The organism is Helicobacter sp. L8 (genome assembly GCF_003660355.1).
In the GTDB taxonomy this organism is placed as follows: domain Bacteria; phylum Campylobacterota; class Campylobacteria; order Campylobacterales; family Helicobacteraceae; genus Helicobacter; species Helicobacter labacensis.
The window spans coordinates 1-15,977 of the sequence record NZ_QXQR01000004.1 but is presented as its reverse complement, the minus strand read 5'-3'; the positions used below and the strand labels follow the sequence as shown (position 1 = coordinate 15,977).

At 47.0% G+C, this 15,977-nt stretch carries 13 protein-coding genes and 1 pseudogene; 11 read left to right on the top strand and 3 right to left on the bottom strand.

The window, feature by feature from the left end:
• The first annotated feature begins 51 nt into the window (after window positions 1-51).
• The 7 genes and pseudogenes from EAO37_RS03195 (at window position 52) to EAO37_RS03165 (ending at window position 8,225) form a co-directional block, all read left to right on the top strand.
• Window positions 52-2,670, top strand: a complete 2,619-nt coding sequence (locus EAO37_RS03195) for a TonB-dependent receptor (RefSeq protein WP_120943724.1) — start codon at window positions 52-54, stop codon at window positions 2,668-2,670.
• A gap of 80 nt (window positions 2,671-2,750) precedes the next feature.
• Window positions 2,751-3,707 (top strand): Gfo/Idh/MocA family oxidoreductase, encoded by a 957-nt coding sequence (locus tag EAO37_RS03190; protein ID WP_120943720.1) that lies wholly within the window; start codon window positions 2,751-2,753, stop codon window positions 3,705-3,707.
• Entirely contained in the window at window positions 3,671-4,459 is a 789-nt protein-coding gene (locus tag EAO37_RS03185; protein WP_120943717.1) for a tetratricopeptide repeat protein, read from the top strand. Before EAO37_RS03190 ends, EAO37_RS03185 begins: the two co-directional genes overlap by 37 nt.
• A 151-nt stretch (window positions 4,460-4,610) precedes the next feature.
• Window positions 4,611-5,606, top strand: coding sequence for a type II asparaginase (locus EAO37_RS03180; RefSeq protein WP_240451716.1), 996 nt, complete (start codon window positions 4,611-4,613; stop codon window positions 5,604-5,606).
• Window positions 5,607-5,787: 181 nt separating this feature from the next.
• On the top strand, window positions 5,788-6,831 hold the full coding sequence (locus tag EAO37_RS03175) for a cytochrome-c peroxidase (protein WP_120944107.1): 1,044 nt from the start codon (window positions 5,788-5,790) through the stop codon (window positions 6,829-6,831).
• Between the two features lie 60 nt (window positions 6,832-6,891).
• Complete coding sequence (gene rpmB, locus EAO37_RS03170; RefSeq protein ID WP_120951517.1) at window positions 6,892-7,080, top strand: 50S ribosomal protein L28; 189 nt, start codon at window positions 6,892-6,894, stop codon at window positions 7,078-7,080.
• Between the two features lie 12 nt (window positions 7,081-7,092).
• Window positions 7,093-8,225 (top strand): annotated as a pseudogene (locus tag EAO37_RS03165) (NAD-binding protein).
• Here the strand turns inward: EAO37_RS03165 and queF are convergent.
• The 3 genes from queF to EAO37_RS03150 are packed head-to-tail and all read right to left on the bottom strand — an operon-like array spanning window position 8,210 to window position 11,726.
• Complete coding sequence (gene queF, locus EAO37_RS03160) at window positions 8,210-8,659, bottom strand: preQ(1) synthase (RefSeq protein ID WP_162982144.1); 450 nt, start codon at window positions 8,657-8,659, stop codon at window positions 8,210-8,212. The pseudogene EAO37_RS03165 and the gene queF overlap by 16 nt on opposite strands.
• Complete coding sequence (gene ileS, locus EAO37_RS03155; protein WP_120943708.1) at window positions 8,652-11,456, bottom strand: isoleucine--tRNA ligase; 2,805 nt, start codon at window positions 11,454-11,456, stop codon at window positions 8,652-8,654. The genes queF and ileS overlap by 8 nt, the downstream gene beginning before the upstream one ends.
• A gap of 21 nt (window positions 11,457-11,477) precedes the next feature.
• Window positions 11,478-11,726, bottom strand: a complete 249-nt coding sequence (locus EAO37_RS03150; RefSeq protein ID WP_120943706.1) for an RNA-binding S4 domain-containing protein — start codon at window positions 11,724-11,726, stop codon at window positions 11,478-11,480.
• 253 nt (window positions 11,727-11,979) lie between these two features.
• On the opposite strand from EAO37_RS03150, the gene EAO37_RS03145 reads away from it, so the two are divergent.
• The 4 genes from EAO37_RS03145 (at window position 11,980) to EAO37_RS03130 (ending at window position 15,337) form a co-directional block, all read left to right on the top strand.
• Window positions 11,980-12,381 carry a hypothetical protein gene (locus EAO37_RS03145; RefSeq protein WP_240451711.1) on the top strand — a complete coding sequence of 134 codons (402 nt, stop codon included), beginning with the start codon at window positions 11,980-11,982 and terminating at the stop codon, window positions 12,379-12,381.
• A gap of 40 nt (window positions 12,382-12,421) precedes the next feature.
• Window positions 12,422-13,357 (top strand): hypothetical protein, encoded by a 936-nt coding sequence (locus EAO37_RS03140; protein ID WP_162982945.1) that lies wholly within the window; start codon window positions 12,422-12,424, stop codon window positions 13,355-13,357.
• A gap of 11 nt (window positions 13,358-13,368) precedes the next feature.
• Window positions 13,369-14,589 carry a hypothetical protein gene (locus EAO37_RS03135; protein ID WP_120951513.1) on the top strand — a complete coding sequence of 407 codons (1,221 nt, stop codon included), beginning with the start codon at window positions 13,369-13,371 and terminating at the stop codon, window positions 14,587-14,589.
• Window positions 14,590-14,833: 244 nt separating this feature from the next.
• A complete protein-coding gene (locus tag EAO37_RS03130; protein ID WP_120951511.1) occupies window positions 14,834-15,337 on the top strand; it encodes a hypothetical protein in 504 nt (167 codons plus the stop codon).
• Window positions 15,338-15,977: the final 640 nt, after the last annotated feature.

Below are 15,977 nucleotides of genomic sequence, written 5' to 3'. Positions count from 1 at the left end.
CTTTTATTATATACAATCAAAATATATTACTAAACAAGTTAGGATTCATAAATGAAACAAGTTAATCAAAATCCTAGTGTGCTTTTAGGAAAGAATCAAACACCAAACACGCTCCCCTCTTTGGCACGCGCCCTCCTGACCTTGAGTTTAGTGGGAGTTGCAAGCCTCTATGCCGAGCAAGAAACCCATACTCTAGGCAAGGTTACCACTTTAGGCGAACGCACCTTTGAGTACAACAACAAGATGTATATCGAGCGCAAAGAACTCCAGCAGCGCCAGAGCAACCAAGTCAACGATCTCTTTAGAACTAGGGCTGACATCAATGTGGCCGGGGGAGGCTTGATGGCACAAAAGATTTATGTCAGGGGCATGGAAAGCCGTCTACTCAGGGTTACCATCGATGGGGCAGCCCAAAATGGGAATATTTTTCACCATGATGCCAACACCGTGATCGACCCGGGCATGCTCAAGGAAATAGAAGTCATCAAGGGGGCAGCCAACGCCTCAGCAGGACCCGGGGCGATCGCGGGGAAAATGGCGATGGAAACCATCGGGGCTAATGACTTCTTGCGTAAAGGGCAAAATTATGGGGGTAGTGCTGCGGTGAGTTTTTACACTAATTTTGGGATGCGCTTTAACACCATTGCTGCTTATAGGGCTGAAAAGTGGGATATACTGGGCTATTTCACCCACCAAAACATCTTTTATTACCGCGATGGGAATAACCTGATGAAAAATCTCTTTAACCCCACCTACGACCTTAGCGACCCCTTTGCGAGCGATAAAGTGATTGGTAGCCCTAGCGAAGAGAACAATGTCCTCTTTAAGATCAACACCTATTTTAACGACAGGGACAGCTTGGCGGTGAGCTATAACATGACGCGTTACAATTCTACGCGTCTATTGCGCCCTAATACCACAAGCGCGATGAGTAAAGCCAATGATCCGGGCACCCAGCCTGCGCCCTTTGTGATAGACTTTGGCAAGGAACTTGCCCACACGATCAACTCTAACAATAATCTCTCTTTCAAATTCAACCATGAGGGTGGGGAGAGTTTCGATCAACCCCGTATCACTTCTACCGCTTTTTTGAGTGTCCGCAATGGGAATTACAATCCCGTCAATAACCCCTTTGCACTCAGCTCTGTAGAACCCACCAACCCAGAATACATCGCCAATGTGCAAACATGGTGCGCGCAAAACCCTAGCGAATGCACCAAAGGGAGTATCACACCCCTATCCACAGGGGGTTATCGCATGACAGATAATAGCACGGGGACTCAGATGGTGCCCAAATACCCCGAATACCACATGGCACCCCCCACCAGTGGCACAAATGGCTGGACCTTGGGCAACGCGGATGCAGAGGGCACTCTGCAACGCGATATTTTCTTGATCAACTCTGGGGTGAATGTTAAGGTGCAACACCCCATTAGCGAGGATTATGGCAATGTCTTTGAATACGGCGGGATTTACCAAAATCTCAGCGTGTTCTCTGGTCTGCCAAGGGGCAATAATGGGCTTTACAAGGGCAATATTAACCCTAATGACCCCACTGGTCCGGGTCTGCCCTATCGCCACTACTATGTGGACCCGGGCACAGAATACCAACAAAACATGAGCTCGCCCAATGCGATCTACCGCGGGTTGCCCCAAAACTCCTATGCCATCGGGCATATCATCGGGGGCTACATGCAGGCTAACTACAATTTCTTAAAAAATCTCATCGTGGGAGCGGGGACGCGCTATGACATCTATCTCTTGCAAGATAAGGATGGTCAGCCCCACATGACTTCTGGGTTTTCTCCCAGCGCGACTATTCTTTATAACCCCATTGACGCGTTGGGCTTGAAACTCAGTTATGCCTATGTAACTAAGGGCGCGTTACCCGGCGATGGGGTTTTGATGCGCGATCCTTCCGTGATCTACCAAAAGAATTTGAAACCAGCTATAGGGCAGAATGTAGAATTTAACATCGACTACAACAACCCCTATTTCAATGTGCGCGGGGCGGCTTTCTACCAGGTCATTAACAACTTTGTCAACTCCTATGGGCAGGACACTTCCAAAAATGGGGGTGGGAACGCCACAGCCAAGAACTTGACGGGCAATTTACCCCAAACCATCGCCATCTTTGGGTATGAGATCAGCGGGAATGTCAAATACAAGAATTTCACGGGCACTTTCTCCTTTGCGCGCTCTTGGCCTACAGCAGCTAACCCCACTGGGTATCCCAAGGGGTATTACTTGCTAGCAGACACCTACGCGCTAGCGGCCACCTATGGGAATGTGGTGATCTTAAAGGGGGATTACACTTTCCCTAGAGCCGGACTCACCTTCACATGGCTTAGCCGTTTTGTTACAAATATGTTTTACAATGGCTATAGTATCTACTACCCGGGCTATGGTTTGATGAATATCCACAAGCCCGGCTATGGAGTGAGTAGTATCTTTGTCAACTGGTCGCCTCCGTCCGGACGCATGAAGGGTTTGCTCTTGAGCGCGGTTTTCAATAATATCTTCAACAAGCAGTATGTTAACCAAACTTCGGTGTGGCAGGCTAGCGCAGACGCGCCCCATGAAGATATGATCGCCACAGCCGGGCATATCCGCATGGCTTTGCCCGAACCCGGGTTTAACGCCCGTTTTGAGGTTTCTTACCAATTTTAATGCGGGGAAACCCGCCCGCTAAAGAACCCCCTCAATGGAATTTTGTTACCATGCGCTCCAAATTTTTTTAAGGAGTTTGTATGCTTTTTGGTGTCATTGGGGTGGGCGGGTTTATCGCCCCCAAACATTTACAGGCGATTCAAGAATTAGGGCATGTATTAGATTGCGCGATGGATGTCCATGATAGCGTGCGCATTTTGGATCAGTATGGGCTAGATTGTGAATTTTTCAACGATCTAGAAGACTTGCACCAATACCTGCAAGATTGCAAGGAGCAAGAGAAATATTTGGACTACATGGCAATTTGTAGCCCTAACTACCTGCATTTTGAGCACATAGAATTTGCCCTCTCGCATGGCGCGCATGTGATCTGCGAAAAACCCCTTGTGCTAGACCCTAGCGAAATTGATGAGATCGCCGCGTTGGAAAAAAAATACAATAGGCGGGTTTTCAATATTTTACAATTACGCCTGCACCCCAATATCATCCAACTAAAAGAGGATGTGCGCGCCGAATTACTCAAAATCCCGGACAAGATTTATGAGGTGTCCTTGACCTATTTGATCTTGCGCGGGAAATGGTATCTCAACTCTTGGAAAGGCGATGAAAACAAGAGTGGGGGGCTGGCGACCAATATTGGAATCCACTTCTTTGACATTTTGCTAGATATTTTTGGGGGCGTGGTAGAAAATGTGGTGCATGTGCACCAAAATGATTGCATGGGCGGGGTGTTGAGCCTAGAACACGCCAAGATTTCGTGGTTTCTCTCTATCAATCCCGAACATTTAGGCGTGCACCGCGACAACGCTTATCGATCCTTAGTGCTAGAGGGCAATGAAATTGACTTTAGCGATGGCTTTGACGATCTGCACACCCAGAGCTACAAACAGATTTTAGAAGGGGAGGGGATAGGCATTGAGAGCGCGCGCCCGGCTGTTGCGCTCGTCAATGCCATTAGGTGTATGCCGGTTAGCGATTTAGACGAAGAGTGCCACCCTCTATGCCACAAAGCCCTAAGCGATTCGCCAGCACCCTAATCGCGCAGGGGTGGGTTTTAGTGTTGGGGGCGTTGTTATTGGGTGGGTGCGCTAAGCAGGCGTATTTAAAGAGTGCTAACAAAGCGCGTTATGCCCAAGACTTCCAACAAGCCATTGCAGACTACCAAAGGGCTGGGGAGTTGGGTAGCGCACGGGCGTATGAAAATTTGGGCTTTTTTTACTGGGAGCGCGCGCCCAAAGACATCACAAAAGCCGTTGTTTCTTTTAGAAAAGCGTGCAAGTTAGGCTCTAAGCAGGCTTGCGCGCTGGTGGCACGCCCCTCTGAGAGCCAAGCACCCACCTATTTAGAAGGCTTGCTCCAAGCCGGTTATACTAATGATCGCCCAAAGATTATGGCTTATTTAAACAAGATGGCACAAATGGGGATCGCACGCGCTTATTTGGCTCGTGGGCTACTAGAAGAGAGCACTAACCCTAAGCAAGCCCTCTTGGACTACCAACAAGCGGGTAAAATGGGGGATATGCAGGCTTACCACACTTTGGGCTGGATTTATGAGCGGGGTTTATTAGGGGTGCACAAAGACATGCACCAAGCGATCAAATATTACAAACGGGGCGCAAAACTAGGCGATCCTTATGCTTGTCATAGCTTAGGGGTGATTTATTGGACTGCTCAAGGCGTGTCCAAAGATCGCAAAAAAGCTAAGAAGTATTTCCTCAAGGCTTGCACACTAGGCTTTAAAGGGGCTTGTGATATGCTCAAAGTGGAGTGGGGATCTGTGCGTTTTTAAAGGTTTTTATCTTGTTTTGATCTAGCCCATTGGTATTTCTCACACTCTTTTTAGGGGATTGGTGCTTGGTTAGTCTTCTTGTATTAGAGTGTGCCCCATGCTAGGTTCTTTGTGTAGATTTTTGATCTTAATATCGTTAGGGGGGTGCTTGATGTGTGCCAAGCCCAATATTTACATTTTAGCCACAGGGGGCACGATTGCGGGGAGTTCTGCAAGCGCGCTCAGTAGTGCTTATAAGTCAGGCTCGTTGGGCGTAGATAGCCTCATTGGGGCGATTCCACAGGCTAAAGAATTAGCCCATCTCAAAGCCGAACAAGTGAGCAATATCGGCTCTCAAGAGATGAATAACACCATTTGGCTTAAACTGGCTAGGCGCGTGCAGACTTTACTCTCTGAAAAAGGCGTAGATGGGGTGGTGATCACGCATGGCACGGACACGATGGAGGAGAGTGCTTACTTTTTAGACTTGGTGATCAAGAGCCATAAACCCATCGTGATGGTGGGCGCGATGCGTAACGCGGATTCTCTAAGTGCTGATGGTCCGCTCAATCTCTACAACGCCATCGCGCTGGCTTGTAGCCAAGAAGCTAGGGGTAAGGGGGTGTTGGTGCTTATGGATGAGAATATCCATGCCGCCAGAGAGGTGAGTAAAACTAACACGACCAGCGTGGCTACTTTCAAGTCGCCCAATAGCGGTCCTTTAGGACAAGTCCTCTATGGGCATGTGCGCTTTTACATGCAACCCTTGCGCAAGCACACATTGGAAAGCGCGTTTGACATCGCTAAAATCCACGATTTGCCCCGCGTGGATATTCTCTATAGCCATGCCAATGATAGTGCAGACTTTGTGCAAAATGCGCTAAAACACGGGGCTAAGGGGATTGTGAGCGCAGGATTAGGCAATGGGAATCTCTACCCAGCCGTGCTAGACGCGTTAGCTGACGCGGCTAAAAGAGGTGTGGTGGTGGTGCGCTCCTCTCGTGTGGGGAGCGGGTTTATCACTAATCCCGGGGAGATTGATGATGCGCAATATGGCTTTGTGAGTGGAGACAATCTCAATCCCCAAAAGGCTAGAGTATTGTTGATGCTAGCCTTGAGCCAACATGCCAACCGCCAACAAATCCAGCATTACTTCGACACACATTGAACCATTAGGATTTTTGGCGTATACTTCTAGGGACTTTTTTAGTAAGGGGTTATTCGTGTTTGTGAAGCGTTTGTTAAAAGTTTCTTTATTATCCTTGGGTTTGTGCGCGTCCTTGCAAGCTGGCAAGCCCAAGCCCATCAACCCACAGGACTTGATCAAAAAAGCCCTACAGGCTAATTTGATGCCCATGCCAACAGGCAAGGCTTTGGACAAATACCTCAAGGATAAGGTGCATAACTTGGGGATTTCTTACAAGGGAGCAGTGCTCACAAAAGCCCAAGTGGAATTAGGGAAGATGCTGTTTTTAGACCCTAGAATCTCCACTTCTTATCTCATCTCCTGCAACACATGCCATAATTTGGGGCTGGCTGGGGTGGATATGGTTTCGCGCGCGGTGGGTGAGGGGTGGAAACCCAACCCGCATTTTTTAAATTCTCCTACGGTTTATAATTCCGTTTTTAATGCCGTGCAGTTTTGGGACGGGCGTGCCGCACATCTAGATGAACAAGCCAAAGGTCCCATCACCAATCCAGTGGAGATGAACGCCGATCCCAAAGTCGTGGAGGCTAAGATCAATTCCATGCCTGAGTATGTCAAGGCTTTTAAGCGCGCTTATGGGAATCATATCAAGATCGATCTCAACCTCATCGCCGATACCATTGCCATGTTTGAAGCCACTCTTAACACCCCTAACCGCTTTGATGACTTCTTGCGGGGCAATGTCAAGGCGTTGAGTCTCAAGGAACAAGAAGGTCTTGCCCTCTTTTTGGAAAAAGGGTGCACAGGATGCCACAATGGGATCAATTTGGGCGGGACAATGCAACCTTTCCAAGTGGCTGCCCCTTATGAGTTTGCCAATGTGGGGGATTTCAAGGGGAATAAAGATGGACTCATCAAAGTGCCCACCTTGCGTAATATCTTAGAAACCATGCCCTATTTCCACAACGGGCAGTATTGGGATATTAAAGACGCGATCAAGGCGATGGGCGCGGTGCAACTAGGAATCCATATCAGCGATGCGGACGCTGCCAAGATCGCTACTTTCTTTGGCGCGCTCACGGGTAAAAAACCCACTATCACTTACCCCCACCTACCCACCATTACAGACAGCACCCCTAAACCACAGGGGATCATGGAAAAGGATATGCCAGCTAAAAGCACCCCGGCAAAAGCACCAGCTAAGAGCACTCCCGCTCCAGCTAAAAGCACCCCGGCAAAATCCTAATTAAGCACAAAGACGCGCGCATTAGGTTATAATGTGCGCTTTTAATCTAAAGGAGAGTTTATGGCTCGTAGATGTGATGTAACCCTTAAGGGACCCATGGTGGGCAACCATGTCAGTCATGCAAACAACAAGAGCAAAAGGCGTTTGCTCCCCAATTTGCGCACGATTCGCATCACCTTAGGAGACGGCACGAAACAAAAAATCCGTGTGGCAGCTTCCACTTTAAGGACCATGCGTAAAAGCCACTAGTCCGTAAGGACGATGTTTAATTTTAAGCCGCTATTCAAGAAGAAATCCCCTAAAGACGACCCCGCGCACCAGATCAACGCGGAGCTTTACGCCCATCTTAAGCTCTTTGCTCCACCGCTGGTGCTAATCCAGCTCTTCATTCTCTTAGGCACTTTGGGCTATTTGGGCTTAGAGAATTACTCCTTAATGCAGGCTTTTTTTCAAACTTCCTACACTTTCACGGCGACCGGGTTTGGAGCCTTGGATGAAAGCAAGTTTGGGACATGGAGCATCTTCTTAAGCGTGCTGATCATGTTTTGTGGGGAAGCTTTGATGACTTTCACGGTCGCCGTGTTGATTGGGATCATCAATAAGGGGGTTTTAGCCAAACTCATTAGGGAGAAAAAGATGATTTATAAGATCGCGCGTTTGAAAAACCACTATGTGATCTGCTACCACAATGAATACACCATAGAACTTGCCAAGCAATTTAGAAGCGCGCAAATCCCCTTTGTGGTGGTGGACGATAACCCTGAATTTGAAGAAGAGGCCATCAAATACAAATACCCCTACCACATCGTGGGCGACCCGCACACCAATTTGAGCATGCTCAAAACCAATTTAAGTAGCGCTAAGGGGGTGGTTACCTTTTCTAAAACCTTTTCTGTGAACATCTCTTTGATCGCCAATGTGCGCTTACTAGAAAAAGAATTAGGGCGTAAACCCTATTACATCATTTCCAGCGCGCACAATGATGAGGATTTAGAAAAGCTCAAGAAGCTAGGCGCGGATAGTGTGGTTTCACCCACAAAATTGATGGCGCAACGGGTGAGCGCGATGGCGATTCGCCCCGATATGGAAAATATTTTAGAACGATTCATTTACAAGAAAGACACCTTGCTAGACTTAGAGGAAGTGATCGTGCCTAAAGAAAGTTGGCTGGTGCAACGCAAACTCAAAGAAGCGCATTTTAGAGAGATCACTAAAGTCTTTGTGATCGGGATTATCCAAAAAGACGGGCGTTACATCCCCATGCCCGAGGGGGATACCATCGTGGCGAGCGAGGCGAAGTTGTTGGTGATTGGGACTTCTGAGGGGGTGGCTAAATCCAAAAACTTGGTGTTGCAACACCACGCCCCAGAGAAGTGGATTATGTAGCGCTGTAGGCGCGCAACAAGCGTTCTTGCTTGAAGTGTTGGTAATCTTGTGTGGCGTAGTTGGCAAAGGGGGTGATGGTGATCCCTCCGCGCGCGCTAAAATACGCCTGCACTTCTAGGTATTTAGGGGCTAAAAGCGCGACTAGATCGTTTAGAATTTTACCCACACAATCCTCCCCAAAAATCCCCTCATTGCGGAAACTAAATAAGTAGAGCTTGAGCGATTTGCTCTCTAGCATTTTCAAATGCGCGATATAGGCGATACGCACGCGCGCAAAATCGGGTTGGGCAGTGATGGGGCATAGGCTGGTGAACTCTTGACTTTCTAGGCAGGTAAAAATGTCCTGCCCGGGGTGGGGGTTGTCAAAAGCCTCTAGCAGGTGGGGGCTGTAGTGTTGTGCGTAGCTGGTCTTACCCCCCAAGTGGCTAAGGGAATTAGGCATGCAAGACTTCTTGGCAACGCCCACACAGGCTACCATGGGAGGCTAAAAAACGCCAACAGCGCGGACATTTCTCTAAAGAGGCTTTGGTTAACACGAACTCGGGAGTGTCCAATAGCACCTCTTTAGCACTCCCCTCCCATGCGCTAGCGCAACTGACCATCAACCACTCCGCATAATGGGGAAATTCCATATCCTTGGGATCTTTGAAGTGGATTTGCACCTCTAGGGAGGTTTTGACTTGCTTGCTTTTCTTGAGCGCGTCCAAGCCTTCACTAAAACGCGCGCGCAATTCCAAGGGACGCTCAAACTGGTTTAACACTCCCTGTGCCCCCTCAAATAAAACGGGCATTTTTAGATCAAAGACTCCCTCCCCAGCCAAAGCCACCTCTTTAAAGAGATCGCTAGCGTGTTCTAGCACCTCCTCAATGGTGTAGGTGAGAACGGGGGCAAGCGCAAAGCTCAAATGGTGGGCTAGATAAAGCATGGTGGTTTGGATCGCGCGCCTAGCGGGGTTATTTTGATCGTCGCAATACAAGCTGTCCTTGCAGATGTCCATGTAAATGCCGCTTAAGTCGTTAGCGATGAAGGTGAATAATTTTTGCAAACCCTTCACAAAATCAAATTGCTTGAAATGCTCTTGCACCTGCATAAAGACCTTAGAGCTTAGGGCTAAAATCCACGAATCGATCAAGCCCAATTCTGGCAAGGGGGTGAGGCTTTTTAGTCCAGCGGTGTTAGCCAGCAAAAAGCGCAAGGTGTTACGCACTTTTTTGTAGCCTTCCGCTGTTTGGGCGAAAAACTCATGGGAAACGCTCAAATTGTCTTGGTAGTCGTTCATCACCACCCATAGGCGCAAAATGTCGCTCCCATAAGTGCCCAATACATCATTGAGGGAAAAGACATTGCCCTTAGACTTGCTCATCTTATGCCCCTTAGAATCCACGGTAAAGCCATGGGTAAGCACCCCTTTAAAGGGCGCGCGCGAGTGCTTGATGCAACTTAGAAGTAAAGAGCTTTGGAACCACCCGCGGTGTTGGTCGCTCCCCTCTAACACTAAATCGCTGGGGTAAACCCCTAAGCGCTCCTCACACACCGCCTTAAAGGTGCTCCCGCTATCAAACCACACATCTAAAATGTGGGTGTTTTTTTCTAAATTAGGGGCTAGGTGTTTGAACGCGGGTGGCAAGAGCTCCTCCACGCTTTGCTCCCACCATGCGTTACAGCCCTTCTCTTTGAAAATGTTGTAGATGTGCTTTAACACCTCTTCTTCTAGCAAGGGTTCTTGGGTGCGCTTATCTAGGAAGAAAGCCATGGGCACGCCCCAATTGCGCTGCCTAGAAACACACCAATCTGGGCGTTGCTCTAGCATGGTTTTAAGACGATTTTTGCCTTGTTTGGGGTAAAAGGCGACATCTTCAATGGCTTCTAAAGCCACTTGGCGTAAGGTTTTTTCACTCCCATCCTCTTGCTTAAAGGGCGTATCCATCATGATAAACCACTGCGTGGTGGCGCGGTATAAGATGGGCTCATGGGTGCGCCAACAATGCGGGTAGGAGTGCGTGATAGTGCTGTGGTGCAACACATGATCGCCTAGTAGCTCGATGATCTGGGGTTGGATTTTAAGCACATGCTGACCCAAAAACTCTTGGGGCAATAGTTTTTTTTGTAAGATTTCCTCGTTGTAGCGCCCGTAATCATCTACAGGCACCAAGACCTCCAAGCCATATTGCAGGCACAAACGATAGTCCTCTTCCCCGTGCCCGGGGGCGGTGTGCACCGCGCCACTTCCCTCTTCTAAACTGACATGATCGCCTAGTAAAACCACCGAATCGCGCTGGTTTAAAGGGTTGGTGCTCAGTGTTCTGTCTAATAATTCACTCTCAAAACTCCCGATGATTTCCCCGCTTAAGATGCCTTGGTTGAGTAATTTTTGGGCTAAATCCAGCGCGGCAATATGCCCCTTGGAGGTGATCGCGTAGGTGGTTTTGGGTTTGAGCGCGATGCCCACATTAGCCGCTAGTGTCCAAGGGGTGGTTGTCCAGATCACAAGGGCAAATTCCTTAGGGCTCTCTTGCGTGCTAAAATGCGCCTGCTGTGCGAGCTTTTGTGCGCTTTGGGGCTGGAGGGGAAAACTCACAAAGATCGAATCGGACTGCTTGTCTTTGTATTCTACCTCCGCTTCGGCTAGCGCGCTCTGGCACGCCCAACTCCAATAGACGGGTTTAAAGCGTTGTTTGAGCAAACCCTTTTTGGCAGCGATGCAAAGCATTTCATAAATACTAGCTTCAAATTCATATCTGTAGGTTTCATAGGGTTTTTCATAATCCCCCACCACCCCTAAGCGCAAAAACTCCTCGCGTTGCACATCAATGAACTTTTGGGCGTGTTGGTAGCAACGATCGCGAAATTCTAGGGCATTTAGAGAGTGGCGTTGTTCAGGGGGCAACTTGTGTTGTGCGGCTTTAAAATCCTTTTCTACCTGTTGTTCTATAGGCAGACCATGGCAATCCCATCCGGGGACATAATCCACCTTCTTGCCCAAAAAGTATTGGTGCTTGACAATGACATCTTTTAGGATTTTATTGAGTGCGTGCCCGATATGCAAATGCCCGTTGGCATAGGGGGGACCATCGTGTAAGATGAAGCTTTGGGGCGCGCTTTGGCGCTGGGCTAGCATGTGTGTATAGACTTCTTGTTCGCGCCAGCGTGCGTAGAGCTTGGGGGCGTTGGCGATAGCGTTGGCTTTCATCGGAAAGGAAGTTTGGGGGAGAATCAGACTATCTTTATAATCTTGCATAAAAAAACCTTTGTGTTGGGATTATGGCAACTCTTCCACATACAAGTGGCTTTGAGCTTTAGGGATGGTTTTGAGTGTGGGGATCGCCAGTACGCGGTAAGACTTAGTGCGATCTAAATAGCTAATGGCTAACACATCGCCCACCTTGACCTCTTTACTGGGCTTGATCTTCACGCCATTTAAAAACACCACGCCCTCTTTAAGCATGTCCAGCGCGATCGCGCGTCTTTTTGTGATATTGGTCGCGTTTAAAAATTTGTCAATACGCATGCGCTATTGTAGCACAACACGCCTAAATCTGTGCTAAGATCGCCAAGGGATTTTGTTGCCTCCAGCGCGCTTTTATCCGCTCAATGGAGGCTAAAGATAACAATCGAAATACGACATAATACTTTAGACAGGTGTTATCGTGGGGTTGGAGTGGAACGCATTAACTTTTGGAGGTTACGCTTTGCTTGTGGATGTTTTCTGGAGAACTGTCATGTTTTTGGGGAGCAGTGTTAGGAGCGTGTTAGGGCGTGTTGTGTTTGTCAGATATGCGCTTGTTTTGTTCGCTTTTATGTGTCTTGAAGCTAAGGATTTTGTGATTCACTGCCAAAAATGCATTATTACGGCTAATCTTAGCGATGCAGAGATTGCCCAAACAAAAAAAGAAATGGGCAAGGAGGCTTTTTATGTGATGGCTGATGATGTCAATCATGACCAGTATGAAATTAGGCGTTATGCCAAGGCCAATCATATCCCTTGTATTGTTGTGGATGAGGAGTATAATTATTTGGTTACACCCAAACAAAGAGTCAAAATGGAGAATAAATGGGGTTATTGGCTCTATGCGCAAGGCAAGCCCATCAAGTTTTTCCCCGACCTTTTTGAAGAGGACATCAATGCTTATTTTGCCATCAAACACCCTAAAACCCCCCAATAATTTACTCTGGGCTTTAAAAACCCAAACTATGCTAGGACCCATGAAAGATACACGAGCAATTTTTACAAGGGCGTTGTTTTTAATTCTTAGCTTGTGCCTTTCTTGGCATAGCCTGCACGCCTTAGAACTCAAAGAGGCGCAAGCGGTGGTGAAAAAATGGGTAGATGACTATTGGAAGGAGAGTAAGTATGAGATATTAAAAGGGGAGTGTACCTACAATGATGCTAGTGAGCAGTGGAGCGAAACGATCTATGATCAAGAAGATGCCCGCACATTAACCAAAGGCAAACCCGACAAGTCTCAAGCCTACACCCTGATTTTTTATCGGGGCTGTGTTGCGCTTTCAACGGCTCGGCCCGCTGATGGCGTGCGTACATGCATGGGTATTTTGCATAAGGGGCAATTATCTAAGGGGTTTTGCACCGACACGCCCTTAGACATTGAGGTTAAAAATAATCTCTTGGTGATCTCAGCAAAATACCAAGAGGTTGGATTCGATGATCATTACTCCGCTAACCAATACATCTTTGAAATGTTGCGGGGGCGTTTTTATCTGCGCACTTATAGCAAACAAGTGTTTTCTTGCCACGATCCAGATAATGCGCATGGATGTCCCGATCCGGGTCTAACTTATCTCTACGGTTTGGGAGGCGATCTGATGAAATTGCTGGGTAGCCATCTTTATTACAGCCAACCTAGGGACGATCCACAGGGCAAATTCAGAATTTCTATGCAAGATTTTTTGTATTTTTGGGGCAAGGAGGGGCTGGATAATTTTGTAGGAGGAGATGTAGGAAGAGATAACGACTATTATGGGTGGGATGCTTTTGGCAGGGATACACTCTTGTATAAGCTAAGAAGCGCGTGTTTTAGGAGTCAAAAATGTAAATATCTTAATCTCAAAGCCTTGCACAAAGTGTGCGACAATAATGATCTATACACCACGCCGGGGTATTGTTTAGATAGCACTGATTAAAAGGAGGTTTTATGCGTTGGGTTGTCATTTTATTATTGTGTTTGCAAATCGCCCATGCCTTTAGTTTTGAGCAAGAGGTGCTTTGGCTAGGTGATGGTAGATGGACCGATGCGTATCAAGTCGCCTACCCTGAGTGGTTTTGTGATCGCTATAAAGCTAAAGATCAAGCCCTGCACGATCAGGTGATCTGCGATGTCTCTGATGGAGGCATGACAGACTTTAGCAACATTGCTCTAACCATGCTCCATCGTTTTTATGCAGATTATTACCACTATGTGCGCGTGCGCATGCGCTCAAAGGATCGCCAAAAGGTGCGCCAAATCTCCCTAAAATACATTTATAAGAAGGGTAAGGAGTGCAGTGCCATGATGCATGAGCAATACAGCTTGGCAGAAAAAGAACACATCAATGTGCACAACATACCCATGTTTGAAGAGATTAGATGTATGGAGGAGAATTACACCCGTGCTTTTCAAGAGATCACACGCCTACTTTTCAACAACCCGACATACGCGCCCATTTTTGCGCAATTTTTCTACCCCGATGCGCCTAAATACTACAAACTCATTTTTGTGAGTAAAGACAAAGAGGCGTTAGCCAATGAAGACCCTACTGACAATGGCTACTCCCGTACCTTCATGGGGCAGGTAGCACAGGATAATTTGATCGATCAAAGGGGCAGATGGCTCAAGCCAGAGCTTAAAAAAGCCCATGATCAAGTGCAACAATGGTTAGCCACTTATTTAAAGGGCAAGCACACTAAGAAATTCACGGCTAATATGCAAACCATGACACACCACCAAGAGGCTTATACCTTTATTTTTGCGGCTTTTAATTATGGAAGCTCGCACTATTACACCTGCATGGGGATTTTGCATGCCAAACACCTAGAGCGCGGGTTTTGCACTGATAGAAATGGTTTTGATGTGGGCATGCAACTTTTCATTAAAGGGACTTTTTTTACTCTCCGTGTGAGCGGTCGTTTAAAGCCGGGTGATCGTGCTTATAGGGATTATTTCACTTTCAAGCTGGTTAATCATCGGTTTTATTTGCACCAATACAGCCAAGAAATGCTTACCTGTAGGGGGAGCTGTTATAATTTGGATTATGACACATCAATACTACGCACCCAAATTTTTTACCGCCAAAGTAGGGACGACCCCCAAAGCCAACACCCTATTTCTTTGCAAACTTTCTTTGAGAGCTTGCGCAATGGCAATGTTGAAAACTAAGTTGAACTAGCGTGCATGTGGGGGAGATTTTGACGATTTTTTTGGTTCGCTTTTGGTTTAGGGTTTGGAGGCAATGAGGCATATTGCAAAACATAGCCCTAAAAAGCTCTACAATCATTTTTTTAGGAGGGTTGTTGGTTTGATACTCTTTTTCAACAAATCGCGCTGTATAATCCCTCTATGTGGCTAGAAACGCTATATTCACACTTTCATTCGCCCATTTCCAAACTCAGCAAGGATTTTAATGGACGACGAGCTGTTTGGTAAACAAGCCTTACATGCCGCCAATATTTTTTCGTTTGCCTGGATCGTGTTTTACATCGTTTTTATTCACGATGGTTTGCGCGCACGATGGATTGATGTATTTCCCTTCGTAATGTACCTTGAGATGGGTGCTATCATTTTAGCGTTATGTCCTAACAAATACATCTCTTTAGGACTCATTGCTTTAGGATTTGTGTTGTGTTACTATGACTCTCCTCCCCCTCCTCCAAGATATATGGGAGCAATCACATTTAGTGTAGGGGCTCTCATCTTTTGGGCATATATTGGCGATAAAAAATGGTGGCTCTTTTTCATTCCGCCTTCAATCGCTATCATCGTGTTAACCACGCTAATCTACTGTGGCGTTATACTTTTTTGCGTGTTTTGCACTTATCCCATTAGAAACACGCATTGGCTTGTGCGCTGTTTCATAGCTATAGCTATTTTATCGTGTCTCTTTCCCATAATGATATTTGTAAATTAACCATCAGTTGCACGCTAACAAGGCAACGACTTTTTATTGCGCGTCTAGTAGAGTTGGTCGCTCCATAGCACATCAAAGGAGGCGCGCGTAAGCTTTTGAAAGCAGAGACGACCCCCAAAGCCAACACCCTATTTCTTTACAAACCTTCTTTGAGAGCCTGCGCAATGGCAACCTTTGGAATATGTTGCATCCAATTAAAGCTTCTATGCCCTAGATGCCAAGGGCAATTATACAGATCATGCCTATATTCCCTCAAATACCCTAATCTTTACATCTACCTCCATAGCACTAAAACCCTCTTAGAAACCATTTATAGTCTGCAAGGCTGGTTGCAATTCCCACAAGACTCACAGACCCACATGCGGGTGGAGATTATTTACTAAGGTGTCTTTGCGCTGGTTTTTTAGTGGCTAGAATGAGCTATCCACCCCTTAAGTGTCCAAAGTGCAGGGCACCTCTTTTGAGTTTTTTCATCTACCCCCTAAACTTAGCCACCACTAAGACCTCAAATTCGCCTAGTGGCAAACTATTTAAGTAGATGAGCACCCCCTAATCCTAGAGTGTGCTACAATCAAGTTTTACTAGCATAGTTAAAAGGCTTTGTATGCCCCTTGTTAACACCCTCTTCACCCCCTACACC